Below are 26,059 nucleotides of genomic sequence, written 5' to 3'. Positions count from 1 at the left end.
GCCCTGACCGAGCTGTCGCCGCCCACGCAGGCCTCGCCGCGGTCTCCGGCCGACGTCGAGGGCGTGCAGGGTGGCGCCGCGCCGGCGGTGCTCGTCGTCCACGCCAGCGGCCCCCCACCCTCGCCGGGACCGGCAACGGCGCCGTCGGGCGCGTCGGGGACGAGCTCGCCGCGTGCGGGCCTGCTGACGCAGCTGACCGAGCTGGTGCGGGTAGCGCTCGCCGCCGGCGACCGCGAAGCCGCGCGCGTGGCGAACGAGGCGCTCGGCAAGCTCCTCGCGGCGCCCGAGCAGCCTTCCGGGGACACGGCCGATGTCGTGCGCCTTTCGGCAGAGCGCGTGCGGAGAGGACGATGAAGGCTCGTTGTCAAGCCCTGTTCGTCGTGCTCGCCGTGGCCCTCGCCGCCGCGGTAGGCTGGCAAGAGGACGGCCGGCGAGGGGTGGCACCCTCCCGGCCGGCGACGTCGACGGTCGAGGTCAACGTGAGCGAGAAGGTATCGAAGCGGAGCACGGCAGGCAAGGGCACATCGAAGGTCAAGAAGCCTCGCCTTCGTCTCGGCCCGGAGTCCCGCCATTCGGACGGCAGCGAGGAATCCGCCCGGCAGATCACGAAGCTGCACGCGGAAGCTGAGGCCTCCGGTGAGCTTGTTGTGGATCTCCCGACGGTCCTTGTTGACGTCGGCAACGGCGAGCAGATCCGGGTTCCTGAAAGCTACTGTCACGACCTGGTAGGTCGGCTGGATCTCCTCGCGCAAGGGTTCATGGAGCATGCCCGTCGACATGCCAACGGCGATGCCGCCGCCGTGGGTCACATCCTTACCGCCATTCATAGGGCGATTGAGCAAGACGACCTTGCCGCCTTGAACGCTGAGGGCGGGCCACATACCTGGGCTCGGAAGTACATCCGACCGGGCGAAGGCTTCCTTCGCGGCCCCTGGCTGCCCATCGAAGACACGACCGGGCGCCTGCTCAAGGGCGGAGTCAACAGCATCGTCGGCGGGTTCAGGATCTTGGCGGAAGCGCTGGCGTTCTTTCTGCGTCGCACGCGCGCGGCGGATGCTGACTTGAGCGTCGCGGCAGCGCCCATCGCGCGCTGCATGGCCAGCAACTTCCCTGCGCTGCCCAGTCTCTCGAGCGAGCCCGACTTTCAAAAGCGCATCAAAACAATCGGGCAGCGGATCGCCGGGCGCCTATCGGTGCTCGGGCGGAAGTGGAGCGCGGCTCCGGAAGAGAACGCCGCGCAGGACATCGCGAGAGATCTGCTGGAAACCGAATTCAAGCTGTCGGGCAAGGACGACGAGGAGACGCGAAAAGCCTTCCTCTTCCTCGACACCCACTAGATCGGCGCGGCCGTCAAGAGCGTTTTCCCCAGCCGGGGATAGGCTGGCCCTGGACTAGCTCACCCGGGGATAGGCTGGAGCTGGACCAGCCCACCGGTGGCTGGGGAAGCAGCGGTACCGCGCCGGGTTCCGCGGTGCTGATGTGGAGTCGTCATGCAACACGAACTGACGACGACACAGCGGGTTCTGGTGATCGCGGGGCTGTCCGGCGCGGACCCCCGCACGGTGCGGAAGTTCCTCAGCGGTGAGGACGTCCGCGGTTCGATGGTGAAGGAGCGGATCGAGCTCGCACAGCGCCAGTTGGCGCAGCTGCAGAGCGCTCCGGCTCCGGTGGTGAAGGGCTGAAACCGAGCTGCTGAAAGCGCCGGGGGAGGGTCCCGGTGACGAGGCTCAGAAGAGAACGGCGCGGGGTCGGGGACGAGCCGACACCGCGCCGAGAGGACACGAGCATGGGAAAGGTGCCTGAAGAGGCCGCCCTGCGCAAGGGCGATGCTGCGCGGCTTCTGGTTGGTCTCCTGGGAGACGACCTCCGCGCGTTCATCAGGGAGGAGGTATCCGCCGCCCTGAAGAGCCAAGCGACGGATCGCAGGATCCGGCACGACAGGATCTCGCGCCCCAAGCGCGCCCTGCTGGCCGACATCCGAAGCGGCAAGCTCCGCGCGCAGAAGGTCGGGAAGTACTACTACGTCGAGCCAGACGAGCTCGATCGGTACTTCGCCGCGCAGGCGAAGGAGAAGCCGGCGCCGGAGGGCGACGAGTTCGAGGCCGCCATGCAGCGCGCCGGCCTCCGGAAGGGGTGCCGCCGATGAGCCGCGCGCTGCTGTCGTTCGAACCGCTGCCGGATGGAGACGAGGAGTCGCGCGTCGGGCGCGACGTTATCACGCAGTGCGCGACGCACGAGAACGCAGACACGGCGGAGCGTCTCTTGGCGTTCGACGCGTGGCTTCGCGATCCGTCCTTCGGGCGGAGGACACTCTGTCCGGACGACGACTCAGATCCCGACGACGACCCCCTTCGCAACCCGGCGGAGTCGGACGACATCGGGGAAACGCTCCTCGTGCTGAGGCGCTCCGCGACCGAGCGCGTGCGGCTCTCGCTTCGGACCTACAAGGGGAACCGATACCTCGACCTCCGCTTGTGCGAGTGGAGCGCGAAGCAAAGGCGCTGGAACCAAACCACGAAGGGCACGTCGATCCGGCTGCATGAGGCCGGCCAGCTCGCGAGCGCGATCGTCGTGGCCCTCTTCAGAGAGAAGGAGCGGCGCGACCGCCCCCCGCGACACAGCGGGTCAATGGTCCTCGGTCTCTTCCGGCCCGTGAACGACTCGAAGCTGGGCCGCAAGAGCGGGTGACCATGGTGCAGAGCACCGGCGTCCCTGACGGCGCGGGGCTCGACGAGGTGAACGGCCTCTCGGTCGAGGAGGCGGCCGCCCGCTACCTCGCGCGAGGCTTCCGCCCGATCATCATCCACGGCGTGCGCGACGGGCGCTGCACGTGCCGCAAGGGGCCGCGCTGCGGGAGCGCTGGCAAGCACCCCGTCGCCTCGCGCTGGGGAGCGGACGACTACCTCGACACCGAGACGGAGATCCGGACGTGGTACGCGCGCCACCCCGCCGCGAACGTCGCGCTCCTCATGGGCGGCGCCGAGAGCATCGTGGTTGCGATCGACGTCGACGGGCCAGAGGGCGAGGCGTCGCTCGAGGCGATGGCGGCCGCGTGCGGCGGCTTGCCGGAGACGCTCCGGCTCCGGACGGGCCGCGTCGACGGCGGGCATCACCTGATCTTCCACATCGCCCCCGAGGACGGCGAGCTCGCCAGCGCGCTCCGCAGCACACGCGTCCTGCCCGGGGTCGACATCAAGACGGCCTCGCAGCAGCGCGGAGCGAGCGGCGGCTACATCGTCGTTGCCCCGAGCCTCCACAGGTCGGGGAGCAGGTACAAGGTCGAGCGCGGCGTCGACGTCGGGCGCCTCGCCCGCGTGCACATCGAGTACCTGTTGGCCAACGGGCCGGGGAAGAAGAAGACCTCGACGAGGAGCGCGACGCGCACGCGCTACACGCTCGACCGGAACGAGCTCGCGGCGAGCGGCCACGTGGACGACGCGCCGATCGCGCGGGCCTTCGAGGCGGCCGGGTGGCTCGGCCCGCGGATCGACTCGACCAGGCGCATGGTCCGATGCCCGTGGAGCGAGCTGCACACGAGCGGCGGCGACGGCAAGGACTCGTCGACGGTCATCTTCGCCGCGTCGAGCCTGTCGCCGCTCGGGGGGTTCCACTGCATGCACGGCCACTGCGCCGGGCGGACGATCGGGGACGCGATCCGCGCCCTGCCCGCCGGCGCGCGGGCGCTCCTCCCGAAGCCGCCCCCGTGGCGCCCGCCCGAGGCGGCACCGCGCGAGCTGGTCCACGTCGACCAGGCCGTCGAGACGATCGAGGCCGCCATCCGGAGGGCCGGCGATGTGCCCACGATCGTGGTGAGCCGGTGCGGGACGGGGAAGACAGAGGCGGCGATCAAGGTCGCGCTGGAGCGCGCCGCGACGCCCTACGCGAGCGCCGACGCGAAGGGCGAGCGCGCGCCGGCGCACAGCAAGACGTTGCTCGTCGTCCCCACGACCGAGCTCGCGATCGAGGTGACGAAGCGCGTCCGGCTCCTGGGCGGCTCGGCCGGGCGAGCGTTCGGCGTGACCTCCCTGGCCCGCGAGGGCGGCGACGAGCCCGAGTGCCAGCACCACGAGCTCGCCGCGGCGCTGCAGGAGGCCGGAGCATCGGCGCAATACGAGCTCTGCCGAGGGCGCGACCGCAGCCCTTGCGAGCACGCGGACACGTGCAGGGCGCGCACGGGCTACGATGGCGACGGGGACGAGAGAATCCGAGTCACGACGCACGCACAGCTCGCCCAACAGCTCGGATGGCTCGGCACATCGGGGCTTCTGATTGTCGACGAGCCGCCGCCGCTACTCGACCAAACGTCGCTCACCATGAGGGAGATCGAGGCCGCGCTCAGCAACGTTGACATGCTGGAGCCGCGGTATTCGGCGGTGATGGGGGCAGCTCTCGACGGACTCATCCGGTGGACGCGAGACTCGGCCGCTGACTCGTCGGCAGACCTCCCCGCCGCCGTGGGCGCCGCGGCGGACGAGCTCAAAGACAGCGCCTGTCAGGCGACGGGCGCGGCGACGTTCGCGGAGTCCGTTGCGGCCGCGCACGGCTCTTCGCGCAAGGCGAAACCAGGGGCCCCGCCGTTCCAGCGGAAGCACATCGAGCGCGCAGCGGTCGTCCGGAGCATCCGAGCGACGATCAAGGCTTCCGGCAGAGTCTACGCGCTGGTGTGGAGCGCTCTCGAATGCGACACAGGGACGGCTGTTGTTCACGTGGACGAGCGGCGCGGGGAGCGCGTGTTGGCGCTCGCGATGCCCAACGTCGACATGTACAAGGCGCTCCGCTCGTTCGCTGGCCCGAAGGTGTTCCTGGACGCGACTGGTCAGCACCAGATACCGCTTTACACCAAGGTGCTTGGGTATCCGCCGAAGGTGGTAGAAGCCTACGCGCGGGACGGTTGCGCGGTCGACCGCGTGCAGCTGAACGCCCGCGTCACCCGGACGAGCATCACGTCTCACGGGCGGCTGGAGATCGAGGAGGGGCTCGTGCGGGCGCTCGCCGCGGCCGTCGATGAGATCGCGCGGCGCCCGTGGTGCAGGCGGGTCCTGTTCGTCACCTTCATGACCCTCGAGCTCGCGCTGCGGGCGGCGGTCGGGGAAGACGTCGCCAGGGAGTGGCGCGCGCGGGGACAAGCCCCCGAAGCGCTCGCGGCGGCGCGCGCAAAGCTCGGGCCGGTCCTGGCACGGCTGCCGCGCGAGCCCGCCGCGGAGGGGCGCCCGCCGTCGCCAGACTTCGGGCACTACTTCGGGGTGAGGGGGATCGACCGCTGGCGCGACGTCGACGCGGTGGTGGTCCTCGGGGACGCCTACGGGCAGTTCAAGGACGCGGAGTACCTCGGCAGCTACCTCGAGCTGGACGACTGGCCCGCGTGGTACCGCAGCCAGGCGGCCGCGGAAGTAGACCAGTGCCTCGGGCGGCTCCGGACGATCCGGCGCACGCGGCCGGCGCTGCTCGTCGCGGTGGGCTCGATCCTGCCCGCCGACTGGCGAGACCAGCGCGTCGAGGTGATCGACGTGGAGCTCCGCGGCCGGCCGGCGAGGCGGGGCGCCGTCGGGCTCGCCGGACTCGGGCGGCTCGTCGATGCGGCCGGCGGGGTGAGCAAGGCGGCGCGCCTGCTGGGCTGCGATCGCTCCACGATGAAGCGCTACCTGAGCGGCGAGCGGAGCATGCCCCCCGAGCAGGTCGAGAGGCTCACCGAGGCGACGCGAGGCGGTGAGTACTGGGGCTTACATCGTCGGTCGCAGGGTGGCTCCGAAAACCCCTCGATAAGAGAAGAGGCGGAGCGGGGAGGTTCGGCTAAAGGAATTTCGGAGCCACCCTGCGACCGGACATGTAGTGAGCCATACAGGCCAGCGGAGGACGTGTCCGTCCCCGAGGTCGACACGCTGGTGCGGCAGCTCGGCGGCACCGGCGCCGCGGCCGACGCGCTGGGGATCAGCCGCCAGACCATGAAGCGGTACCGCACCGGCGAGCGTCCGATGCCCTGGGACCTCCTGGAGTCCTTGCGCGACATGGCGGGCGCCCCGAGGCGGGCGCCGCTGGTCGTGTGGAAGGTCTGACGCCGCCGCGCCGTGGGCCCGTCCTGGGCCTCGCCGGACAGCGGACGGGCCAGAGGTCGGCCCGGTGGACGTCGGCCCCTCCAAGGGCGGCGCCCTGCGACCTCCGGCGGAGCAAGCAGCACCAGGGCAACGCGACGCATCGAGTCATTGTTGCGACGCAACGCGACGCAAAGTTGACCGCGTTGTCAACGATTGTAAACTCGACCCACATGGTGCGATGCGCGTTTTTTAATGGGAGCGGAAGGGACCGACAAAGGCGCGCCTTCTTTTGCGGAAAACTGAAGGTTTCAGTGTTCAATGGCCCCGTTCAACCCGGGTCTCTGTAAGGTTCATGTCAACTTCATCCACCTTGGCTGGAATTCATCGCGGCGCTGTGCGTCATAAACGGGGGCGCTGTCGACGCTGGCCCGGCGCGGTGATCGCCCTCGAGCCGACGGGAGCCGACCCCCTTCGCCGCGCCGTCAGGCTGGCGGTGGACGTGTCGAGCCCCGCGTGCGGCCTCCTGGGAGCTCCGCGGCGCCCTCGAGGCGCAGCTCGTCGCCCGTGGCCGTGAACGGGCGGCCGTCGAGCCGCGCCTCGTGCTGGCGGGGGTGACGTCGTCGCCCTCGTCGCCCTCGTCGCCCTCGCCTGCGGAGCCTCCCGGGCAGCCCGGGCGCTCGCCGGCGGTGGAGCACCGGCGTCTCGGCCGAGTCACCGCGAACGCGATCCGGGCGATGCGGCACAGAACGGCACAGCTCGGCACGTGCCACGGCCGCGCCCCCTTCGCCGTCCTGCGAGGGCGTCCGCCGCGGCGTCGGTGGTCCGCGGGGAGGCCTCCCGCCCGACGACGTCGCCCACGAGCGCGCCGCCGCGCCGGCGAGCCTTGCCCCGGTCCGCGGAAGGGCCGCGCCCGTCGCCACCCTGGCCGAGCTCCGCGCCCGGCTCGGAGCCATCGCGGTGGACGGCGCGCGCTCGGGAGGGCCAGCGCCCGCGGGGAGCTCGCCGCCCGAGCTGGCGGACCTCCTGGGACGCCTCCTCGAGGCGTAGGCCCTCGCCGTCGCCGCGCCCGGGGGAGCGGGTACGCTCGCGCCGTGCCCCGTCTCCGATCTGCCGCTGAGATCCTCCGCGCCGTGCCGCCCCGCGACCGCGCGACGCTGCGACGGTTCGGCCTCGACTTGGACGACCCCGCGCAGGTGAGGTTCTTCGTCGCCGGCGTGCGCGCCGCCGACGAGAGCATCGCGGCGGAGTCCGCACCGCGCAGCTCCCAGGGCCGGCCGCCGTCGCCGCGGTGAACGCCACGACGCCGCGCCTCGTGCGTGTGGCTCGAGCGGGTCGACGCCGCGCCCCGGGGGAGCTCCGGAGCGCGCTCGCGCGCCGCCGCGCCGTCGACGAGCTGCCCGAGCTCGCGGTGCATCTCGCCCTGGGCAGGGCAGCGCCGCCGAGCACCGCAGCGCCGCCGCCTGGGCTCGCCCTCGCGATGCGCCCCGCCGCCGCTCGCCGCCCTCTCCGTGGCCAGCGCGACGCCGCCGCCGCCCCGCCCTCGCTCGAGGTGAGCGCCCCGCGATACTTCACGTGTGAATGGTTCGCGTGCGAAACATCGCCCGCCCTCGCTCGCACGCCTGACCTATTGGTCGCACTGCGATAGGTCGCGATGAGTCGCGATAGCCTATCTGGTTGACGTCTTTTCGCATCATATCAGGCACATCGCTTGAAACGGCGCTGTGTGTCTCGCAGACTCATCACCTACGAGCAAGAGACCTGCAACCGTGTTCCTCGACAACGCGTTCGAGGAGCGTGTCGAGTGATTGCTGGAAGGTGAAGATATTATGAGCGATGTCACTGAAACCGAGCATTACGACACGACCGTTGACGCCCCGGCGACAGGGGGCGCGCGCACGGCGGCGAGCGTGAGGGTCGGGGTCACGAACCTCGCGAACCGCACCAAGTGGACTCTGGCCAGGATTGCGGACATCATCGGGGCCTTCAAAAAGGTCGCCAGCGTCGACGATGCCGTCAATAACGTTACCGTCACCGCACATGGCTGGAGCGCGGATCAACCGGTGCGGTTCACCGTCGTTGGCGGCAGCCTCCCCGGAGGTCTCTCGGCAGGCGCTGTCGTGTACGTGCGGAACCCGTTGACGAACACCTTCGAGGTGTCCGCGACTGCGGGCGGTGCCGCTATCGACATCACGAGCGTCGGCAGCGGGACGATCTACGTCTGGCCCGTCGTGGACGCCGCCGCCGCGCTGTTCTCCCCCGCGAGCGGTATCCTCCCCGCCGGGTCGCTCCGCGCCCAGATCAGCCACCTCCGCGACAACTTCGCGAAGTTGACGGACCCGAACACGTGGACCGCAGCGCAGACGTTCCAGGCCGCCGTCTCGTTCCTCGCCGCCGTCACGATGACGGATCTGACCCTCTCCGGGACGAGCCGGCTCAAGCTCGGTTCGAGGGCCGTGAATCGTCGCGCTCGCGCTTCGGTGGTTGGCGCATCGGGATTCACTGCGGATGCGGGTGGGTTCGTCACGCAATCCAGTACGAGTGACGCTAACGTGACTTGGGAGATCGATGTCCCGCACGGTTCCACGTTGACCGGTGCGTACATCATGGTTCAGCCCAATACGCACGGGAGCCTGCCGGCGGTCATGCCGAGGCTCAGGGTGATGCGGACTTCGTCCAACGAGATCACGTTGCAGACCGTGGGGTCTTCTGCGCCGGACGCGAGCGGCAGCACGGGCGCTTACAACGTGGCTCACCCGATTACCGTGTCCGGTCTCAGCGAGGTCGTTGATAGGTCTCAGTACAATTATTTCGTCAAGCTCGAGGGCGAGGCCAGCACCAACTCCATGACCGGCCTCCAGGCAGGGGCGCCCAAGTGGACGGCCACGATGACCGAGCTGCCCGACGCTTGAGGAGGCATCATGAGCAGGAGGCCTGTTACCGTGTTCCTCGACAACGCGCTCGAGGAGCGTGTCAATGCCCGTCGGGTCGCAGGGAAGCGGATCCGCTCGTTTTCGGACGTCACGCGCGAAGCGCTGGCGAAAGGGCTTGATCTCCTGGAGCAATGCCAGGAGGACCCGCCCCCGACTCGGATCGTCTCCTAGCGCCGCGCGGCCGCACTTCGCAGCACCGAAAGGACCATGGTCAATGAAGGTCAGGACGTTCAAGCTCGATGCATCCACTCTCGCCGCCGCGCGCGCATCAAGCGTTCTGGCCCTGCACGAGAGTGCCATAGGAGGCATCTTCTCGCTTGCCGAGGAGGCTCCTCCCGCCGCCGGCGCGCCGGCAGCGCGGCGCGAGCGCGTCCGGGTGGTCAGCATCTCCGGGCCGCTGCAGACGCGTGCGCAGCAGCACATGTGCGGCTACGCGGACGGCTACGACGCGATCGTCTCCCGCGCGGGAGCAGCGCTCTCGTCCGGCGACGTCGACGCGGTCGTTCTCGACGTGATGAGCCCTGGCGGCGACGCCGTCGGGAACCTCGAGGCGGCTCGGCGCCTCCGGCAGATGGCCCAGGAGAGCGGCAAGCCGCTCCTCGCCGCGGTGACGATGGGCTACTCAGCGGCCTACGCGCTCGCCAGCGCGGCGGAGGCGATCTACGTGCTGCCGTCGGGCGGGGTCGGCTCGATCGGGACGATCGCGGTCCACGTGAGCGAGGCGCGCGCCCTCGCGAACGAGGGCCTCGACGTCACGATCCTCCGCAGCGACCCAACGAAGGCGCTCGGGCACCCCGCGGAGGCTCTCTCCGAGGAGGCGCGCGCGGAGCTCCAGCGCCGCGTGGACACCCTCGGCGCGGCGTTCCGCGAGCTCGTGGCCGAGCACCGCGGGCTGACCTCGGCGGACCTCGACGAGCTAGGGGCGCGCACGCGCCACGGCGACGCCGCCGTCGATGCCGGCCTCGCCGACGGGGTCGGCTCGCTCGATGACGTGGTTGCCCTCGCCGCGGTGCGCGCCGCGGAGCGGGCGGAGAAGAAGAGGAAAGACAGGAACATGGCATTCTCATCCGCGCTTCCAGTTTCGCTCTCGGCACCGCCCGTGAGCCACGACGAGCATCGTCCTGCGTCGCCCCGCGTCGGCGTGAACGATGCCGTGCTCGCCGCGGAGCTGGGCGTCGAGGAGGCCGTCGCCCGTCAGGCTCGCGAGATGGTCAGCGCTGCGATGAAGGCGCCCGCGTCGCCCGCGGCGAACATCGAGCCGCACCGCCAAGCGCGGGACATCGCCCTCGTGAGCGCTGCCGCGCCAGCGGTGGCGCACCCCCTCGCGAGCGATGAGGTCCTGGCGTTCGAGACGGGCGCCGATCTCTCGGTCGTCCGGATGGCGCGCGCGCAGGTGCAGGCCGCGCAGCAGCCCCCCTCGGCTCGCCCCCTCCCGACCGCCGCCGCGCTCGCCGCGGGCGAGGGCGTGAGCCCCGATGTCGCTCGCCAGGCGCTCGACCAGGTGCAATCCGCCCTCAGGGTGCAGGCACAGGGCTGAGCGCGGCGCCAACAGCACACCAGGAGGAGCGCCCCCCGGGGGGCGAGAGACCATGAGCAAAGAACGAATCCACCCCTCGATCATCGTGGACAACTGGCTTTCTGGCGCCAACGACGCAGAGCTCGAAGATCTCGTGGCGAAGCACGCCGCGACCATCGCGCCGCTCGAGGCCGCAGAGCGAGAGCGCGTGGAAGCGCTGCGCCGCTGCGAGGACGCGGCCGCTGCGCTCTCGGCCGCGGAACGGCTGTTCGACGCGGAGCCCATCGAGGCGAACGACCGCGCCGAGAAGGAGCTGCGCGCGGCGAAGGACCTCGCGGTGTCGCGCGCCTCCCGTGCGAGCCAGCGCGTCGAGGCCGCGCGGGCCGCCGTCGCCGCAGCGGAGAAGGCCGTCGGGGTCGCGCGCCTGCAGAAGGCCAGCGGCGCCTTGATGGCGCTCGAGGCGGAGCTCCGCCGGTCGAGCGCAGCGACGCGCACGAGCTACGCCGGGGCGATGTCGCGCACCATGTCGACGGTCGCGAGAGCCGACGAGCAGGCAACCACTGCCCTCGCCGCCCTCCGGGGCGACCTGGCCGCCCTCGCCCCCGAGCTGGCGAGCCTCGAGCGCCGGCTGCTCGCCCTCGCCCCCGAGCTCGGCCCCGAGCTCGCCGCCGCGGCGGCCGCGCGGGAGGCGCAAGCCCAGGCCGACCTTGCCCGCCGCGCCTCGCTCGCGGGGCTCCAGGAGGCGATCGCCGTCGACGTGTCGGCGCTGATCTTCGCCGAAGCGATGGTGGCGCGGCACAAGGCCCGGATCCACGCGGCCCTCGAATCCCAGCATGCCGCCGCGGGCGAAGCTCAGGAGCTCGGCGCGACGGTGGAGCCGGTCGAGCGCGTGTGCCTGACGGCCCTCCTCGAGCACGAGCGGTACCTCTTGAAGCCGCCGGCGGAGCGCGACGCGCGAGCGCACGCAGCCACCTTGCGGGGGATGATCGGGCCGGTGGGCACGACAGAGCGCCTCTCGGATGACGATGTGATCGAGCTCTGCCTCAACGCTACCTCGCGAAGCGATCTGGAGCGCTCGATCTTGCACCTTCAACGAGAGCGGGCCTTCGCAGCGGGGGACGTGAACGAGATCTTCCGCCGCAAGATGGCGGCCGAGATGGCGGCCGAAGAGGAGGCGACCCGCGGCATGTCCCTCGCTCAGTACGAGCTTCGCCAGCAGCAGAAGCGCTACCAAGTCGCGGAGGCGGAGAGGGCGGCGAGAGCGTCGAAGAAGCCTGGAGAGCGGACGAGCTTCATGATCGCGGATGAACGGTGATGGCCGCCCGCGCCGCTCCTCACCCTCGCCGCGGGCGGAGCGCCCGGGTCAGCGCCGCGGCCGGCTACCTCGCCCAGAGGACCGAGAGATCGAGCTCGATGGCCTCGAAGGGCTCGACGCGAACGCGGGCGGCGTCGCGGTGGACGACCGCGGGCCCCCAGCGACGATCCTGGCCGAGCACGTAGACCTCGAGCGTCCGCGCGATCGGGTCGACGAGCCACGCGTACCGCACCCCTTCGCGCGCGTAGATCGGCATCTTCTCGTCGCGGTCGACGTCCTCGGTCGACGGGCTCAGGACCTCGCAGATCCAGTCCGGGGCGAGCGCGAAGTAGGCCGTTTCGGGCAGCTCGGGCATGCGCTCGCGGCGCCAGCCCGCGAGGTCGGGCACGAGCGCGTCGATTTCACCAGGCGCGTGCGGGTCGGGGAAGTGCAGTTCCGGCTCGACCAAGATGGTCCAGCCGCCGGGCCCTCCGTCGCCCAGGTCGAACGGGCCGCCCAGCTTGATGCCGAGCCTGGACGACGCCCGTGCATGTCGCGGTGCCGGCCGAGGGAACACGTGCAAGGTGCCCCCGATGAGCTCCGCCACCTTGTTTGGCGGCACGGCCTCGAGGTCGGCGTATATCGCGCGGCGCTGCTTCTCGGCGGGCTGGCCCATGGGCGAAGCCTGCCCGGGGGCGGGCGGCGAGGCAAGGCGGCGAGGATCTTGGCCAGGGCGTCGCGCAGCGAGCGCCCCCCCTTCCGTCGCCGCCCTGGGCTCTACGCCGAGCCCGGCGGAGGGCTCGCCCCACCACGCACCTCGCCGTGGCCGTGGCCGCGCTCGTAGGAGTACCCGCCGCGCACCGGGCAGGGGTGCAAGCACGCTGCCCGGTGGAGCCATCAGGCTGCGAGTTGCGGATGCTTGCTGGCCACACTGCCAAGGAACCCGCCGCCGTCCGGGTTCGACATGAACGCGTTGAACTGATCGAGCTGCTGTCTGTATTCCGCCGCCGCCTTGCCCGACTTGAGCTTAGCGCCATAGCCACTAAGCATCTTTATTGCACCGCCGAACAAGAGCAATACTCCGGCGATACTTATCAACGGCACGCGGGCGAGCGCGCCACCTATAAATACCACTGGTCCGGCTCCGGTTATCCAGAGCATCACCTTGAACGACGTGTCGTCTTTCTTCGCCTGCGCTTCGCGCCGGCTCAACTCCCCCTGCGGGTCCGGTCCGAGGACCTCTCTCCAGCGCATGAGCTCTCCGAACGCCTGAACGAACCGGCGCGCCGGATCGCCAAGCTGAGGGTGTCCGTCCACCCATTGCCAATTTGACGCGAGGCGTCCGGTTGCGTGTGTCCAAGAGCGTTTGGCGTCGAGAGCGTGAAAGAAACTCGCGTCGATGCCATGCACGTTGCGGAGTCGGATGCAGCTCAGGATGCCTGCTGCAAACGGGTCTCTTGAGGCCATATCCGAGAGACGCGCGGCAGCCTGCTCCGTCTCGAAGATAACCTGATTGAGTATCGCCTGCTGCTGCTGGATAGCTTGCTGATAGGCCAGTTGATTGTTGATTGCGAGAAGCTGTGAGGCCTGCGCTCGTGCAACGTTGAGCTGCTGACTCGCCAGACCGATCTGCACGCCTTGATTCACGAGAGACCAGAACGCGTAACTCACTGCGGCCCCCTTTCAGGAAGAGCAGGAGAGCAAGCCCCCGTGTTTGCCGTCAAGATCCGGATGAACAGCCCTCACCACGTCGTGCTCCAGCATCAGGCTCCCCCTTCGCCGCCTTGTCCGAGGTGCCTCTCCACAGGCGACCTGTGCGCACGCGCAGCCCTCGCCGCCCCGCCCCGCCTCCGCGGATTCGCGGACACGCCGCTACCGCTGTGCCGCGCCGCGTCGCACACCTTAGCGCAGGATTCTTCCTGAATCGTCCCGCCCAAGGCGCACCGTTCGTTGACGTTGTTTTCACTGTATGTCATCAGTTGCAAGTGATGACGGATAATCTCGTCCCGATCGCCGGACGCGTGAAGGCGGGCACGACGGAGGCTCTCGATCGCATAGCCGAGGCGCTGTCTGGTTGCGTGCCTGGCGTGCGGCTCAAGCGCTCGGACGCTCTACGCGTTGCGCTGGAACGCGGCATCGAGGTGCTCGAGCGTGAGCTCGGGATCGCTGTCGCCGCCGCGGCGCCGCCATCGACGTCGAAGGGAGGGAAGCGACCGGCCCGCAAGCGGGCGAAGTAGCCCCCCGAAATAGAGCGGGCCCGGAAGGTGCGGGAACACCGACCGAGCCCTTGATCGACCCCTGCCTTACCAGGAGACGAACATGAGCCGTGTAACGCATTCCGAGAAGCGAGCCAAATTTTCCATTTCGAGCACGAAATCGTCCGGATCGAAACCTCGGCACCGCGGCACCAAGGAGGCGACCAAGCCGCGGCGGCAGAGTTCGAAGCGCCCTGCCGGCAAGCCTCGCGCGGGCACGCCCGACCAGGCGCCCCGCCCCACACACCAGCAGGCGCGTGCTTCCTCCGCCGATCGGCCGAGCGCGCGGAGCGCGATCACCAAGGCGCTGCGCGGCGTCCTGAAGCTGGCGGAGGGGTTCGGCGCTCGCGAGGACGGGAGCGGGCCGGCGACGCTGGCGCAGCTCGTCCTCCGGACGCTGCTCTTCATGCTGGAGCGCGCGGACGAGCCGCGCCTGCTGGCGTACCAGCGCGCGGTGCTGGCGTTCTCGGAGGCCGTGCGCGCGGCGAGCAGCTCGGCCTCGGAGCACGTCGACGGCGCCGGCCGCAGCGATGGCAGCGCGCCCTCGCCGCCCGGCGGGCACGACGATCGTGGGCCTGCTCGGCGCCCGTGCGAACCTGCGGCGGAGCACCTGCGCGCGATCGGCTTCAAGCGCAACCCGAGCCAGGACGTCTGGGATGCGGAACTCGCTGACCTGATCCCGCACCTCTTCCCGGGCGAGTGGGATCCGGTGCACGCCATCCTCCAGAGCATCGAGCGGGACGCGATGCTCATCCACTCGGCGGTGCGAGATCCGGACGGCGACCTGACCCCCGAGATCGACATGGGGCTGTACGCGTTGAGCGAGCGCGCCCGGGTCGTGCGAGTGCTGTATCAGCGCGTCCTCGCGGCCCGCAAGGGAGGCCGCTCGTGAGCCGCGACAAGGATAAGCCCACGCCCGCGCAGGTGGCGTTCTTCGGCGAGATCATGGCGCTCGTGAAGCGCCTTGGTACCCAGGCGGCCCGCGCGAGGCTGTACCGGCATGGCACGCCCGAACAGGTAGCGATCGCGTTCCTCTCGTCGGCGCTGCCTCGGGTGATCGAACAGGTGAAGTGCGCCCGAACCGAGGGCCGGCAGCTCGAGCTCCGCTGGGATCGCGACTGCGTGCCGTCTCTGGTGCTGCTGGACCCACCGGCCCAGGTGATCCCGATCGCCCCGTACCTTGCCGCGAAGAGAGGAGGCGCCCGTGGGTAGCGCGCACGCGCATGAAGTGCCGGAAGTACCCGAGGAGCTCCAGGCCTTCACCCCGGCGCAGGTAGCCGCGTTGCTCCAGATCAACATCAAGACCCTCTACGACCGCATCAGCCGTGGCGAGGTGCCGGGCGTGATCCGCACGGGCCGGGCGCTGCGCCTCGCGCGCCCAGCGATCGTGGCGTGGCTCTCGGCGGGCGACACGGCGCGCGCGCCGGGGGCGCGGAAGCGGAGGGCCTGACGATGGCGACGAGCACGAGAACGACCCTTGAGCGCGCCGAGCGCACCACGCTCCGCGCTCTGCTCGAGGCCTTCACCTTCGCCGCGCGCCGCCGATCTCGCTCACGTTGCGGTCGCGCTCCGCGCCCTGCTCGGGGCCGCTGCCGATGTGCCGCTCGAGAGCATGCCGCCGGCGGAGCTCGCCGCGGTGCTGCGTCTGCGGGACCGGTTCAACGAAGCGCTCGATGCCGCTCGAGCGGCGGGGAGGAGCTGACCATGGCGACCAAGACGAAGGACCACCCGATCAACCTCCCCCGCGGCAACGTGGAGGAGCGCGGCGGATCGTGGTCGCTGCGCATCCGGCTCGGCGGCGAGCGGAAGCGCATCCCGCTCGGCTCGGGGATGAGCGAGGCTCGAGCGCGCGAGAAGGCGGACGCGTGGCTCGAGCGCATGGCGCGCGAGGGCTACGGCGTCGACGCGCCGCCGGCGCCGCGCGAGGGCGTGACCGTGCGCGAGCATTTCGCCGCGTGGATCTCGGGGGCGCTCCTGCGCGAGCACGGGCCGGTCAACGGGCTGCGCGAGAAGGCTTCCGCGGACGTCGATGGCTGGCGCGCGGCCAAGTACATCTACCCCGCGATCGGGGACAAGCTCGTGCACGAGGTGACCGAGCAGGACATCGATCGCGTGATGGCGCGCGTGCCGCGCGAGCGTCGCGAGAAGACGCACCTGCAGCTCTACTCGCTCCTGCGGCGCGGGTTCGATCTCGCCGTGATGCCCGCGCGGCTCCGCAAGGACAACCCCGTCACGCGCTACCACCGCCCGCCGAAGGGGACGGCGAAGCTCTTCGCCTACCTCCTGCCGGCGGAGGTGCTCGCGCTCCTCGCGTGCGCGGAGATTCCGATCGGGCGACGCGTGCTGTATGCGCTCGCCGTCTACACGGGCCTGCGGAAGTCGAGCCTGATGGCGCTGAAGTGGAAGGACGTCGACATCACCCACGCCATGCTCGCCGCCCTCATCACCAAGAACGGCGTGCCGCAGCTCTTCGAGATCCCCGCTGGTCTGGTCAACGTGCTGCGCGCCTGGCGCGCGCGGTGCGGCGACCCGGCCGATGATGAGCGCGTCGTGCAGGACGTCGAGTGCGTGGAGACGCGCGAGGCCGAGCAGCTGCGCGAGGATCTGCGCGCCGCCGGGGTGACGCGCGCGGTGCTCTTCTCGAAGGAGAAGAACGTCGCCCAGGTGCGCTTCCACGATCTGCGCGCCACGTTCGTCACGTGGGCGAAGCGCGCGGGGAAGACCGAGGGGTGGATCTCCGACCGCACGGGCCACCTTGATCGTGCGCAGCTGGACCGTTACACACGCGCCGCCCGCACGCTGGCGGACCTCCGGATCGAGCCCTTCCCCGACATCACCGGCGCGATCCCCGAGCTCGCGCCGGCGCCGGCGGATGGGCCCGGCGGCCCCTTGACGGAGGGGGGCGGGACGCCCGAAGGTGGACCCACGGGACGGACCCACGGGCACTTAGCGGCCGCGATCGGTGGGCATCGATCCTCGAAAAAACCCGGGAAATGCAGCACTTCGCACCCCCACAATCCGGATACGGGATCCAGTGATGCGGGGGCCGCGCCCGGGGCGGGGCGCGGCGGCGAAGCTGGGGAAACACCGGCGCCCCGGCCGGAGCACCCGTGTCAGCGCGATGGCGTGTCACATCGCCCAGAGGACCGAGAGATCGAGCTCGATGGCCTCGAAGGGCTCGACGCGGACGCGAGCTGAGTCGTGGTGGACGACGGCGGGCCCCCAGCGACGATCCTGGCCGAGCACATGGACCTCGAGCGTCCGCGCGATCGGGTCGACGAGCCACGCGTGCCGCACGCCCTCGCGCGCGTAGATGGGCATCTTCACCTGCCGCTTGTACTCTTCCGTCAGCGGGTCCAGGACATCGCAGATCCAGTCCGGCGCCAGCTCGACGTAGGCCGTCTCGGGGAGCTCTGGCATGCGCTCACGGCGCCACCCCACGAGGTCCGGGACGAGCACGTCCATGTCATCCGGCGAGCCTCGGTCGGGGAAGTGCAGCTCAGGTCCGTTCAGAATCCACCAATCCCCCGGCAGCTCATGGCCATGGTCCCGAGGCGCCCTGGCACCGGGGCGGAGCTCGCCGAGAAGAGCTGATCTTGCGAGAGCATTCCGCGGGGCAGACCGCGAGGTGATGTGCAGCTCGCCCCCGATGAGCTCCGCCACCTTGTTCGATGGGACGGCTTCGAGGTCGGCGTACGTCGCGCGGCGCTGCTTCTCGGCGGGCTGGCCCATGGGCGAAGCCTGCCCGGGGGCGGATGGCGCGGCAAGGCGGCGAGACGTGCGGGGTCGACCCGCCAATAACCCCTGGAAACGCCGCACGTCACGGCGCATCATCCCGGCCACGGGATCCACGTGAGCGATCGTTCGAACCTCGCCGCCTCCATCGACGGCGCGCCCCTCCCCGACGAGGAGGCGCGCGATCTCTGGACGCGGTTCAGCCGGTACATGGATGAGCACCGCGGCGACACGGCGGGCTTCGCGCGGGAGAACGGCTACGTGAGCGTGACGCCGACCTTCGAGCGCGGGCGGGCGCTGCTCGTCGTCCGGACGACGGAGGCGTCGCCGGAGAAGCCGCCCCAGCGCCCCGGTGGAGAGAAGCCGCCCCAGCGCCCCGGTGGAGAGAAGCCGCCCCAGCGCCCCGGTGGAGAGAAGCCGGCGCCGCGCGGCGGAGGCGGCGGCAAGCCATCACGCGGCAGGCGGCGGCGCTGAGCGCCCACCGTACGGGCGCGAATCGCGAGCTGCCTCGATCCCGGCGGAGAGGCGCCCCGATCGGCCGGAGCCTCACCGCGACTTGCCGGCCCCTCCGGGGAAGTCCTTGCGCTTGATCTTGGCGCGCCGGCCGTCGGGGTGGTGGAACACGATCCCCTCGGCGAGGTGGCCCGGGGCGAAGCGGCTCTCCAGGTGCTGGAACAGGCCGCGGAGGCCGTCATAGGTCCTCGGGACGTCATCGTAGACGGGAATCTCGAGGTTGAACGGCACGACCATGTGCCTGGCGAGCCCGAGCGGGTTGCCCTGAATGCTCGGTCCGAGCGCCTCGGCCGAGTGCTCGCCGTCCGGCCAGCCCTGGAACTCCGTCCCGCGAACCGCCTCGAAGATCCACCTGTCCTCCGGACCGTGCTCGTCGGCGTCGACGTACCAGCCGTCGATGATTCCCTGCTGCTTCTGGAGCTTGCTCGGGTTCCTGCGCTTCTCGACCCGGACCACGTGGCCCGAGCGAATGGTCAATCGCACGTTCGTGCCGTCGAGCTTCTCGGTGGGACGGCCCTCGCCCGCAAAGACCCACTCGCACCCCTCCCGCGGCTTCGGGAGCACCTTGAAGTCATCGCCGCGATCGAAAATCGTCGGAATCTTCTCCATGACCTGAATGCCCTTTCGTACCTGGCCGAGCAGCTCGTCAGGGGTGATGACGCCCCCAGCAAGCCCGCTCGCCAGGGCACGCACCAGCTCCGCAACGGAGGTGCTCGCCTCGAGCGCGACGCGCTTCAGCGCCATCCGCTCCTCCGGCGAGATCCACGCGACCAGGCGTGACCAGCCCTCGGGCGGAACCCATGTCGCGAGCTGCTGCGGATCCTTCCTCGGTCTGCCGCGCGGGCGGCCTGGCGCTGTCACGAGCTTCAGGGTAGCCCGATTTTCTATTGTGTCAATTGGCAAAACAAGAATTGGGAGCAGGGCTGCTGGTCTGCCGCCGCGGGTTCAGTCGAGGAGCGTCCAGGTGGCCTTGGCGGTGCAGCCGTAAGCGTCGAGCGCGCCGGGGTGCGTGAGGGGGACGAGCTTGGTCTGGCCCTTGGCGAGCGGCCCGGTGACCGAGCGGGTGTAGGGCCCCGGGTCGCCGTAGTAGTGCGTGACGGTGAAGGTGATCTTCGCCGAGTCCGGAACGCCGAAGAGCGAGGTGTTCTTGATCGCGGCGTTCGGGTTGAAGATGCTGGGATAGGTGATCGAGCAGGAGAGGTTCACGGTCTTCGTGACCGGGCCGCCGCCGTCCTCGCCGCCAGGACCGATGATCGCCTCTGCGCCCTCACCCACGACCTCGGCGGCGTCGCTCGCGCCCTCATCGATGCTGTCGCCCTCGAGCGGCTCGGCGATGCAGCCGACGAGCGAGAAGGACGAGATGAGCGAGCAGAGGAGCAGGTTCTTGATGTTCATGGTGGTGTGTCCTTTGGTCGGGTGTTCGCGCTCGCGAGATGGCGTGTCGGCGGCCTCTGGCGAGCTCGAGCTCGCCTCGGCGTCCCTCGTCGCTGTCTCGCGGCGCCGCATCCGGATAGAGCAACCGGCGGACCAGGTTGTCGGGGTGCTTCGGACCGCCCCCCGGCGCGCCCAGGATCCGCGGGGAAGGCGGACTATCTCGGGGTTTTCGCGCTCCACCGCGCCGCGCCGGCGGGCGCCCGCGCGGCCCGGTGGAGGTCAGAGCCCCCACGCCGACGGCGCGGGCCTCCACCAGGTGTCCTCTCAGGTGCTCTCTGGCCCGGATGATCGCGGCAGGCCCAGCGCCGCCGCGGGGGCCGGTGCCCCCCTGAAGCCCCGCGATCGAACGCTCAGCGCCGGCGCCGTCGCGACGCCAGCGCGCCGAGCACGCCGAGGAGCATGACGCCGCCGAGATCGGCCGATCGGCCGGTCGTCGAGCAGGAGCACCCGGCATCGCCGCCAGACGCCTCTTCGCCGCCCTTCAGCGTGTCGTCCGGATCGGCGCCGCCCGCGCCGCCCACCCCGCCGCTCGAGGCGACCGACGAGCTCACGGTCGCGCCCACGGTCGATCCGCCGCCGGCCGAGGAGGAGGAGGAGGAGGAGGTCGACACGCTGCTGCCGTCCGCTCCGCCATCACCCCCGCTGCCGCCGGCGCCGCCGGCGCCGCTGCCGCCGCCGTCCAGGCCAACGCACTCGGTGGAGCACTCGGTCGAGCATTCCCCGCAGATGCACTCGAGGATGCGGATATACATGCCGGCCCCCTGGGCATGGTCATTCATGCATTGCTCGACGCACGCGTCGTCCTCGCACCCGTTGACACAGCCGATGAATGCCTTGCACGCGTTCGACGCGCCGCACGCGTCATAGGGCGCCCTGCAGGTGCCCGCGAGCGAATCGTTCGAGCAGCTATCGCAGCTGTCGCCGCCGCCGGTGGCGGCGCTCGAGGCGCTCGCGGCCGTGGTCCCGCCGATGGGATACAGCGCGCACACGCCGTCGATGTCGTCCTGCTCGATGGTGCGCATCGACGAGCCCACGACATAGTAAGGGGTCATCGTCGCGCTCCGCTCGCCGGAGTGGCCGAGGCCCAGGAAATGCCCCTCTTCGTGCGTGGCGATCGACTGCGTGTCGACACAGCCGTTGTTGCCGGTGTCGTTCCAGCAGAACCCGACGTCGTTGAAGACCATGTCGGCGTCCACGATGGATCCGTCGAAGCTCCAGACCGGCATCGTGACGCCGATGACCGAGTTGACGTCGCCGAGCATGTTCGGCCAGGAGGAGCTGATCCACTGAAACACGTTCTTGCCGTCGTTGTAGTTGTAACGATCGGTGGTGTCGCCGAGGAAGTCGACCTGCCACGCCGTACACCCCGCGTTCGACCACGCCTCGAACCCGGACTCGACACGGTCGACGGCGAAGGCGGAGATCTCGCCCGGGATCGTCGAGCGGTTGATGTAGTAAGCGACGGGCAGCTTGCCCCAGCGGGGGACCACGTCATCGAGCGGCGTCCACGCGGCGGCCTCACGGGCCACGGCGAGGGACGAGGCGGCGCCGAGCAGGGCGGCGAGGGCGACGCGGCGCCTCACCTCACTTCCCTCCCGCGATGCGCACGACGTCCGTCATGAGGCTCTCGATGGGCTCGACCTCCTCGACGGGCGTCTCGACGGGCACGAGCGCGGCTCCGGTCCGCCGGACGAGGTGCAGCCCGTCGAGGATGCGCCGCGCCATGCCCCTCTTGTCCACGTGATAGGCCGACAGCGCCAGCGCCGTGAGGTGCCACCGCCCCTTGTCGCCCGAGCGCAGGAAGACCACGGCGTCCTCGCCAGGCGAGAGCTTGGCGTCGCCGAGCAGCCGCTGTGTCTTGCCGTTGTAGGTCCCGCCCATCTGCTCCAGCACAATCATCTTCGAGCCCCCCTTGTCCGCCGCGCCGCCCTTGAGCGGCTGGGTGATCGTGAGCTCGGTGCGGGTCACGATCGATTTTCCGTCGTCGGATTCCGTCGTGTACGATCGGCCGACGATCACGCGCGCGATCGTCGCCGACTGGCGCACGAGCTCCTCCCGCGAGAGCAGGACGGCCGTCGTCGCGTCCGCGGGCGCACCGATGCCTAGCAGAGCGAGCGCGGCGGACAGGGCGAGCACTGCTTTCAAGCCTCTCTTCATGTAGATGACTCCTTAAGACATTCTTTTCTATCCCGAAGCACGCGCGCCAGCCAACCAGGAAACAGCGCTGCAACGTGCTCACGATGCCGTGGTGTCGCCCATCTGTCGTGACGGCGGATCATCACACCGCGGCGCGATGCCATGCCGACATGTACGGAAGCGGGCATTATCACCCGGGCCGTGGTGCGCCTGGATTTGTGCCGTACACGTAGACGACGCACTCCGGAGCTCTCGGGGAGGAGACCCCCTTATCGGGTCATCCCGGCTCTCGGCAGCATCGGTCGGAGTCAGGATGGTTGTCCGTCGATCGGGTCAACTCGCCATCAGCGCCATGAAAGGCTGTCCTCGCCCGCCGGGAGCGGCGCGCTGGTCGTCGGCGCGCCGCAGCGCCGCCCGTGGTGGCCCAGGCGCGCGGAGGCTCGCCCGGGCGCCCTCCGCGGCCCGGCGCGGCTCAGGGCCTCTCTCAGTCGAACCGCTTCAGGCCGTTCGGCGCCCTGGAGTCGCGCTTCGCGGGGGCCTCGTCCCGGGCCACGACGCGGCCGGCGAGGACGGCCTCCGCGAGCCCGCGGCACTCGGCGCTGGTCGCGCGATCGGCCCGCGCGAGCGCCTGCTCCGCCGCGGCGCGCGCCTCGACCGCGCGGCCCGCGAGCGCGTGCGTCCGGGCGATCTCGGCGAGGGTCGCCGAGAGCTCCGCGGCGTTGCCCGACACCTCCAGGAGCCGCTTCGCGCCGAGGTAGAGCGACAGCGCCCCGGCGAGATCCCCCTGGATGCGCGCCAGGTCGCCCCGCGCCCGCAGCACGCCGGCCTGACCCGCGCCGTCCTCGAGCACCTCGAACAGGGCGAGCGCCTGCTCGTAGTCCGAGAGCGCCTCCTCCAGATCCGACGCGTCGGCCGCCGCGACGCCCACGAGCTCGGCCACCAGCTCGAACTGCTTGCGGCGGAGATCGCCCCGCACCTTGAGCGTCGCGGCCTGCCCGCGGCGCTCGAAGCCGGTGCGGAACAGCGCGAGCGCCCGGTCGTAGTCGCGCACCGCATCCACGAGGTCCTCCTGCACGGAGCGCAGATCGCCCCGCGCCTTCAGCACCGCGGCCTGGCCCAGGACGTCGCGCGTCGCCGTGAACAGCTCGAGCCCCTGGTCGTAGTCCTTCTCGGCGCCCGCCAGATCCCCCTGCCGCACCCGGAGATCGCCGCGCGCCTTGAGCGCGCCGGCCTGCCCGAGGTGGTCCTCGGTCGCCTGGTAAAGCGTGAGCGCCCAGTCGTAGTCGCGCGCGGCGCCCGTCACGTTGTCCTGGCCGAACCGCATGTCGCCCCGCGCCTTCAGCACGCTGGCCTGCCCGCTCCGATCCCCCGCGTCCTGGAACAGCGCGAGCGCGGTGCTGTAGTCGCGCGCCGCTCCCGCCAGGTTGCGGAGCCGGACCCGCAGATCGCCGCGCGCCTTGAGCGCCCGCCCGTGCGCGGCGCCGTGAGGGCGGGCGCGCGGCGGCTCCGAGGGGCCCGGGACGTCGGTGTCGGCGGCCGCCCCGCGCGACCCGGCCCGGGGCTTGAGCGGCTCGCGATCGCCGAGCTGCAGAAAGAGCTGGATCGCCAGGTCGTAGTCGCACACCGCGCCGCCGAGATCGCCCTCCTCGGCGCGCGCGAAGCCCCGCGCCCTCAGCGCGTCGCCCTCCGCCGCGCGCTCGCCCGCGGCCTGGAACAGCGCGAGCGCCTCGTCGTAATCGCGCACCGCCTGCACGGGGACGCCCTCCCGCAGGCGCAGCGCGCCCCGATCCATGAGCAGCTGGGCCTGCCCGAGCACGTCGCCCGTCGCCCGGAACAGCGCGAGCGCCTCGTCGTAGTCGCGCGCGGCGCCCGCGTAGTCGTTCCGCCGGAGGAGCAGGTTGCCGCGCTCCCGCAGCGCGTGGCCGCGCGCCTCCGGCGGGGTGCTGTTGAGGCTCGGAGGCGCCGCGCTCGAACGGGGCCCCCGCACCACCCCCTCGCCGAGCACCTCGGCCAGCGATCCGCTCCGCGGGGTGCAGCGATCCGTCACGCTGTCGAACGAGCGCTGCGTGGGAGGATCGCCGTCCACTCCCCTCAGCTCGGACTGGACTTCGGGAAGGCGACGCATGCCAGGCGGAACAGCATACCGCGCCGGCGCCCCGCTCGTGGAGACATTGCGCGGTCAGCGCGGCGGCGGGCGCGTGGTCTCCCTCCGTCCCTCCGGCGCCGCCGTCCGCCGCCCCAGGTCGCGAGCGGCGGCGCGACGACGGCTGGGGCCGCTGCCTTCCCGCACGTTGGCTCGCTCACGCAACCGGACGCGGGCCCGCGGGCTTCGCCCCGCACACCCCGGCCGTGAAAAGCAGTCGACGGTCGATCCTCAGAGGCCCTTGCGCGAGACCAGCACCGCGTCCCGCTCGACCTCGTACATCGCGTGGGTCACGAACGCCGCAGCCGTGCGCTCGCGCACATGCACGACCCGCAGCTCGGCGTAGGTCTCGTCCGGCAGCAGCTCCTCGTCGACGCCGAACTTCGGCTCGTCGACCTGCGCCGGACGCTCGTCCTGCAGCCGCGGCCGGACCGTGGCCAGCCTGCCCGCGCCCCCGATCTGCTGCAGCCAGCGGTCGCCCCGCCGGACCGCGAAGAAGCGCTGCCCCGGCTTCACGCCGTCCTTCTCGCCCTTGTCGATGAACACCACCTGGTGCTGCCCGACGAGCTGGTAGGGGTAGACGGCCGCGATGATCTTCGCCTCGAGATCCGCCTCGGCGCCCACCGGCGGCACCACGTCGAGGCGCCGCAGCACCGGGCCGACCCTGTCCGTGCGCTCGACGACGTCGAGCGACTCGATGAGCCGCGCGCGCACCATGTGCGTCTTCGGGTTGTAACGATCCACGCGCGCCGTGCCGCGCACCGTCACGAGCTCGCCCTTCACGTCCCCGCTCTTCACCTTCTTGATCTCGCGGAAGATCGTCAGCTCCTGGCCGATCGAGACCTCGTGATCGTCCGAGAGGCGGAGGTAGACGTCGTCGCCCTCGCTGAGGAGCATCTGGTCGTCGGGGCTCGCGACGAGCTCCCCCCACGTGTCCTTCTTCACGTCGTCGACCCAGCCGAGCTCGCGCAGGAAGATCGTCTTCAACGGCACGCGCCCCCCGCGCCCCAGCTGGTTCGCGCCGAACCCGATGCTGCCGCGGGTCGGGCCCTCGCTCGGGTCGCGGAGCCGGATCCGGTCGCCCGGGTAGATCCAGTGCGGGTTCTGGAGCTGCGGGTTCAGCGCCCAGACCTGCGGCCACGCATACGGGTTCGTGTAGTACCTGCCCGAGATGTCCCAGAGCGTGTCGCCGCGCCGCACCGAGTGCGACTCGGGCACGAACTGCCCCTCGACGACGTAGCTGCCGTTCGCGCCGCCCTTCACCGAGGCGGGGCCCTCGCTGCGGCGGCCCAGATCGAAGCCGTCCGACGGGCGGGACGTGTCCGTCGTGCCCCGCGAGCTCGAGGGCAGGTGGGCGTTCGGATCGAACCCCGGCTGCGGATAGCCCGGCACCACGACCTGCGTCTCGACGGTCGGCTCGCCCCTCGGGAGCTGGACCACGGTGACGCCCGGCGCCTGGCCGGCGCCCTCCTCGCCGCCCTGCTGGTCCTGAGCGCGCGCCAGCGGCGGCGCGGCGACGATCGCCAGGGAGACCAGGACCAGCGTTGCCTTCGCGGGGAACTTCATCGCTTGCGCCTCGACAGGGTGGAGGGGGGCGGGCTCGGCGGCGACCCGCCCGGGGGCTCTTCGATCACGGCGCCGTTCGCGGTCGAGCGGAGCACCGGCGGCCGCGCGCCGTCGTCCCCCGGCGCGAGCCGCACCACCTCGAGGTCGGGCCTGTCCGGCTCCTCGGGGGGCACGGCGCGCGCCCCGGCCTCGTCAGGGCGCGCCGCGCTGCGGGCGCCGCCCCGCGAGCGCTCCAGCGAGCCCACACGATCCGCGAGCACCGCGTTCTCCGCGCGCACCCTGACGAGCTCCGCGCGCAGCTCGGAGAGCTGTCGTTCGACCGCGTCGTGCCCTCCGCCGCAACCGACGTTGAGCGCGGCGAGCGCGAGCGCCGTCGAGCCGATGCCCAGGCCAATCCTCATGGGACGCCCAGCCTACCCGCCGCCGCGCCGGCCGGCCAAACGCGCGGCGATCTCCGCGCCCCCCGACGGGGCGCCGCGCCCCGCGGCGGGGCAACGCGCCGCGC

At 71.1% G+C, this 26,059-nt stretch carries 27 protein-coding genes; 17 read left to right on the top strand and 10 right to left on the bottom strand.

Features of this window, described 5'->3' with window-relative positions:
• Positions 1-63 precede the first annotated feature (63 nt).
• The 11 genes from WMF34_RS01675 to WMF34_RS01625 all read left to right on the top strand — a co-directional run bounded on the left by WMF34_RS01675 (position 64) and on the right by WMF34_RS01625 (position 11,793).
• On the top strand, positions 64-354 hold the full coding sequence (locus tag WMF34_RS01675; RefSeq protein ID WP_437992215.1) for a hypothetical protein: 291 nt from the start codon (positions 64-66) through the stop codon (positions 352-354).
• The gene (locus tag WMF34_RS01670; protein ID WP_437992214.1) at positions 351-1,337 is read left to right on the top strand and encodes a hypothetical protein; all 987 of its coding nucleotides are present in this window, start codon (positions 351-353) and stop codon (positions 1,335-1,337) included. The genes WMF34_RS01675 and WMF34_RS01670 overlap by 4 nt, the downstream gene beginning before the upstream one ends.
• A gap of 153 nt (positions 1,338-1,490) precedes the next feature.
• Positions 1,491-1,682, top strand: coding sequence for a hypothetical protein (locus tag WMF34_RS01665; RefSeq protein ID WP_437992213.1), 192 nt, complete (start codon positions 1,491-1,493; stop codon positions 1,680-1,682).
• Positions 1,683-1,786: 104 nt separating this feature from the next.
• A complete protein-coding gene (locus WMF34_RS01660; protein WP_437992212.1) occupies positions 1,787-2,146 on the top strand; it encodes a hypothetical protein in 360 nt (119 codons plus the stop codon).
• Positions 2,143-2,688: a hypothetical protein gene (locus tag WMF34_RS01655; protein ID WP_437992211.1), complete on the top strand. Its 546-nt coding sequence runs from the start codon at positions 2,143-2,145 to the stop codon at positions 2,686-2,688. Before WMF34_RS01660 ends, WMF34_RS01655 begins: the two co-directional genes overlap by 4 nt.
• Before the next feature lie 2 nt (positions 2,689-2,690).
• Entirely contained in the window at positions 2,691-6,053 is a 3,363-nt protein-coding gene (locus WMF34_RS01650; RefSeq protein WP_437992210.1) for a bifunctional DNA primase/polymerase, read from the top strand.
• A gap of 1,070 nt (positions 6,054-7,123) precedes the next feature.
• Entirely contained in the window at positions 7,124-7,324 is a 201-nt protein-coding gene (locus WMF34_RS01645; RefSeq protein WP_437992209.1) for a hypothetical protein, read from the top strand.
• Between the two features lie 534 nt (positions 7,325-7,858).
• Positions 7,859-8,941 (top strand): hypothetical protein, encoded by a 1,083-nt coding sequence (locus WMF34_RS01640; protein WP_437992208.1) that lies wholly within the window; start codon positions 7,859-7,861, stop codon positions 8,939-8,941.
• A 30-nt stretch (positions 8,942-8,971) separates the two neighbouring features.
• The gene (locus WMF34_RS01635) at positions 8,972-9,133 is read left to right on the top strand and encodes a hypothetical protein (protein WP_437992207.1); all 162 of its coding nucleotides are present in this window, start codon (positions 8,972-8,974) and stop codon (positions 9,131-9,133) included.
• Between the two features lie 43 nt (positions 9,134-9,176).
• Positions 9,177-10,499, top strand: coding sequence for a S49 family peptidase (locus tag WMF34_RS01630; protein WP_437992206.1), 1,323 nt, complete (start codon positions 9,177-9,179; stop codon positions 10,497-10,499).
• A gap of 52 nt (positions 10,500-10,551) precedes the next feature.
• A complete protein-coding gene (locus WMF34_RS01625) occupies positions 10,552-11,793 on the top strand; it encodes a hypothetical protein (protein WP_437992205.1) in 1,242 nt (413 codons plus the stop codon).
• 64 nt (positions 11,794-11,857) lie between these two features.
• Here the strand turns inward: WMF34_RS01625 and WMF34_RS01620 are convergent, their stop codons facing one another.
• Both WMF34_RS01620 and WMF34_RS01615 read right to left on the bottom strand, forming a co-directional pair.
• Positions 11,858-12,448 carry a Uma2 family endonuclease gene (locus WMF34_RS01620; RefSeq protein ID WP_437992204.1) on the bottom strand — a complete coding sequence of 197 codons (591 nt, stop codon included), beginning with the start codon at positions 12,446-12,448 and terminating at the stop codon, positions 11,858-11,860.
• Positions 12,449-12,669: 221 nt separating this feature from the next.
• Entirely contained in the window at positions 12,670-13,443 is a 774-nt protein-coding gene (locus WMF34_RS01615; RefSeq protein ID WP_437992203.1) for a hypothetical protein, read from the bottom strand.
• A gap of 308 nt (positions 13,444-13,751) precedes the next feature.
• Here WMF34_RS01615 and WMF34_RS01610 point away from each other — a divergent pair, with 308 nt between their 5' ends.
• The 5 genes from WMF34_RS01610 (at position 13,752) to WMF34_RS01590 (ending at position 17,225) form a co-directional block, all read left to right on the top strand.
• The gene (locus WMF34_RS01610) at positions 13,752-14,009 is read left to right on the top strand and encodes a hypothetical protein (RefSeq protein WP_437992202.1); all 258 of its coding nucleotides are present in this window, start codon (positions 13,752-13,754) and stop codon (positions 14,007-14,009) included.
• A gap of 82 nt (positions 14,010-14,091) precedes the next feature.
• Positions 14,092-14,919, top strand: coding sequence for a hypothetical protein (locus WMF34_RS01605; protein WP_437992201.1), 828 nt, complete (start codon positions 14,092-14,094; stop codon positions 14,917-14,919).
• Positions 14,916-15,239, top strand: coding sequence for a hypothetical protein (locus tag WMF34_RS01600; protein WP_437992200.1), 324 nt, complete (start codon positions 14,916-14,918; stop codon positions 15,237-15,239). The genes WMF34_RS01605 and WMF34_RS01600 overlap by 4 nt, the downstream gene beginning before the upstream one ends.
• On the top strand, positions 15,232-15,477 hold the full coding sequence (locus tag WMF34_RS01595; RefSeq protein WP_437992199.1) for a helix-turn-helix domain-containing protein: 246 nt from the start codon (positions 15,232-15,234) through the stop codon (positions 15,475-15,477). The genes WMF34_RS01600 and WMF34_RS01595 overlap by 8 nt, the downstream gene beginning before the upstream one ends.
• Positions 15,478-15,731: 254 nt before the next feature.
• Positions 15,732-17,225 (top strand): tyrosine-type recombinase/integrase, encoded by a 1,494-nt coding sequence (locus tag WMF34_RS01590; RefSeq protein ID WP_437992198.1) that lies wholly within the window; start codon positions 15,732-15,734, stop codon positions 17,223-17,225.
• On the opposite strand, the gene WMF34_RS01585 is transcribed toward WMF34_RS01590, so the two are convergent.
• Complete coding sequence (locus WMF34_RS01585) at positions 17,157-17,759, bottom strand: Uma2 family endonuclease (protein WP_044963710.1); 603 nt, start codon at positions 17,757-17,759, stop codon at positions 17,157-17,159. The two genes, WMF34_RS01590 and WMF34_RS01585, sit on opposite strands and share 69 nt — an antisense overlap.
• A 120-nt stretch (positions 17,760-17,879) precedes the next feature.
• Between WMF34_RS01585 and WMF34_RS01580 the strand changes: the two genes are divergently transcribed.
• On the top strand, positions 17,880-18,236 hold the full coding sequence (locus WMF34_RS01580; RefSeq protein WP_437992197.1) for a hypothetical protein: 357 nt from the start codon (positions 17,880-17,882) through the stop codon (positions 18,234-18,236).
• A gap of 72 nt (positions 18,237-18,308) precedes the next feature.
• On the opposite strand, the gene WMF34_RS01575 is transcribed toward WMF34_RS01580, so the two are convergent.
• The 7 genes from WMF34_RS01575 to WMF34_RS01545 all read right to left on the bottom strand — a co-directional run bounded on the left by WMF34_RS01575 (position 18,309) and on the right by WMF34_RS01545 (position 25,955).
• Positions 18,309-19,019 carry an RNA ligase family protein gene (locus WMF34_RS01575; protein WP_012232939.1) on the bottom strand — a complete coding sequence of 237 codons (711 nt, stop codon included), beginning with the start codon at positions 19,017-19,019 and terminating at the stop codon, positions 18,309-18,311.
• A gap of 201 nt (positions 19,020-19,220) precedes the next feature.
• Complete coding sequence (locus WMF34_RS01570; protein WP_437992196.1) at positions 19,221-19,670, bottom strand: hypothetical protein; 450 nt, start codon at positions 19,668-19,670, stop codon at positions 19,221-19,223.
• A gap of 389 nt (positions 19,671-20,059) precedes the next feature.
• On the bottom strand, positions 20,060-21,292 hold the full coding sequence (locus WMF34_RS01565; RefSeq protein WP_437992195.1) for a matrixin family metalloprotease: 1,233 nt from the start codon (positions 21,290-21,292) through the stop codon (positions 20,060-20,062).
• Between the two features lies 1 nt (position 21,293).
• Positions 21,294-21,866, bottom strand: coding sequence for a hypothetical protein (locus WMF34_RS01560; RefSeq protein WP_012232936.1), 573 nt, complete (start codon positions 21,864-21,866; stop codon positions 21,294-21,296).
• Positions 21,867-22,329: 463 nt separating this feature from the next.
• Entirely contained in the window at positions 22,330-23,970 is a 1,641-nt protein-coding gene (locus WMF34_RS01555; protein ID WP_437992194.1) for a tetratricopeptide repeat protein, read from the bottom strand.
• Positions 23,971-24,219: 249 nt separating this feature from the next.
• Complete coding sequence (locus tag WMF34_RS01550) at positions 24,220-25,554, bottom strand: LysM peptidoglycan-binding domain-containing protein (RefSeq protein WP_012232934.1); 1,335 nt, start codon at positions 25,552-25,554, stop codon at positions 24,220-24,222.
• Positions 25,551-25,955 carry a hypothetical protein gene (locus WMF34_RS01545; RefSeq protein WP_080598742.1) on the bottom strand — a complete coding sequence of 135 codons (405 nt, stop codon included), beginning with the start codon at positions 25,953-25,955 and terminating at the stop codon, positions 25,551-25,553. The genes WMF34_RS01550 and WMF34_RS01545 overlap by 4 nt, the downstream gene beginning before the upstream one ends.
• Positions 25,956-26,059: the final 104 nt, after the last annotated feature.

The organism is Sorangium sp. So ce145 (genome assembly GCF_051525985.1).
Classification (GTDB): Bacteria; Myxococcota_A; Polyangia; order Polyangiales; family Polyangiaceae; genus Sorangium; species Sorangium cellulosum_B.
Note: the sequence above shows the minus strand (reverse complement) of the source record. Positions and strands in the feature narration are given on the sequence as shown.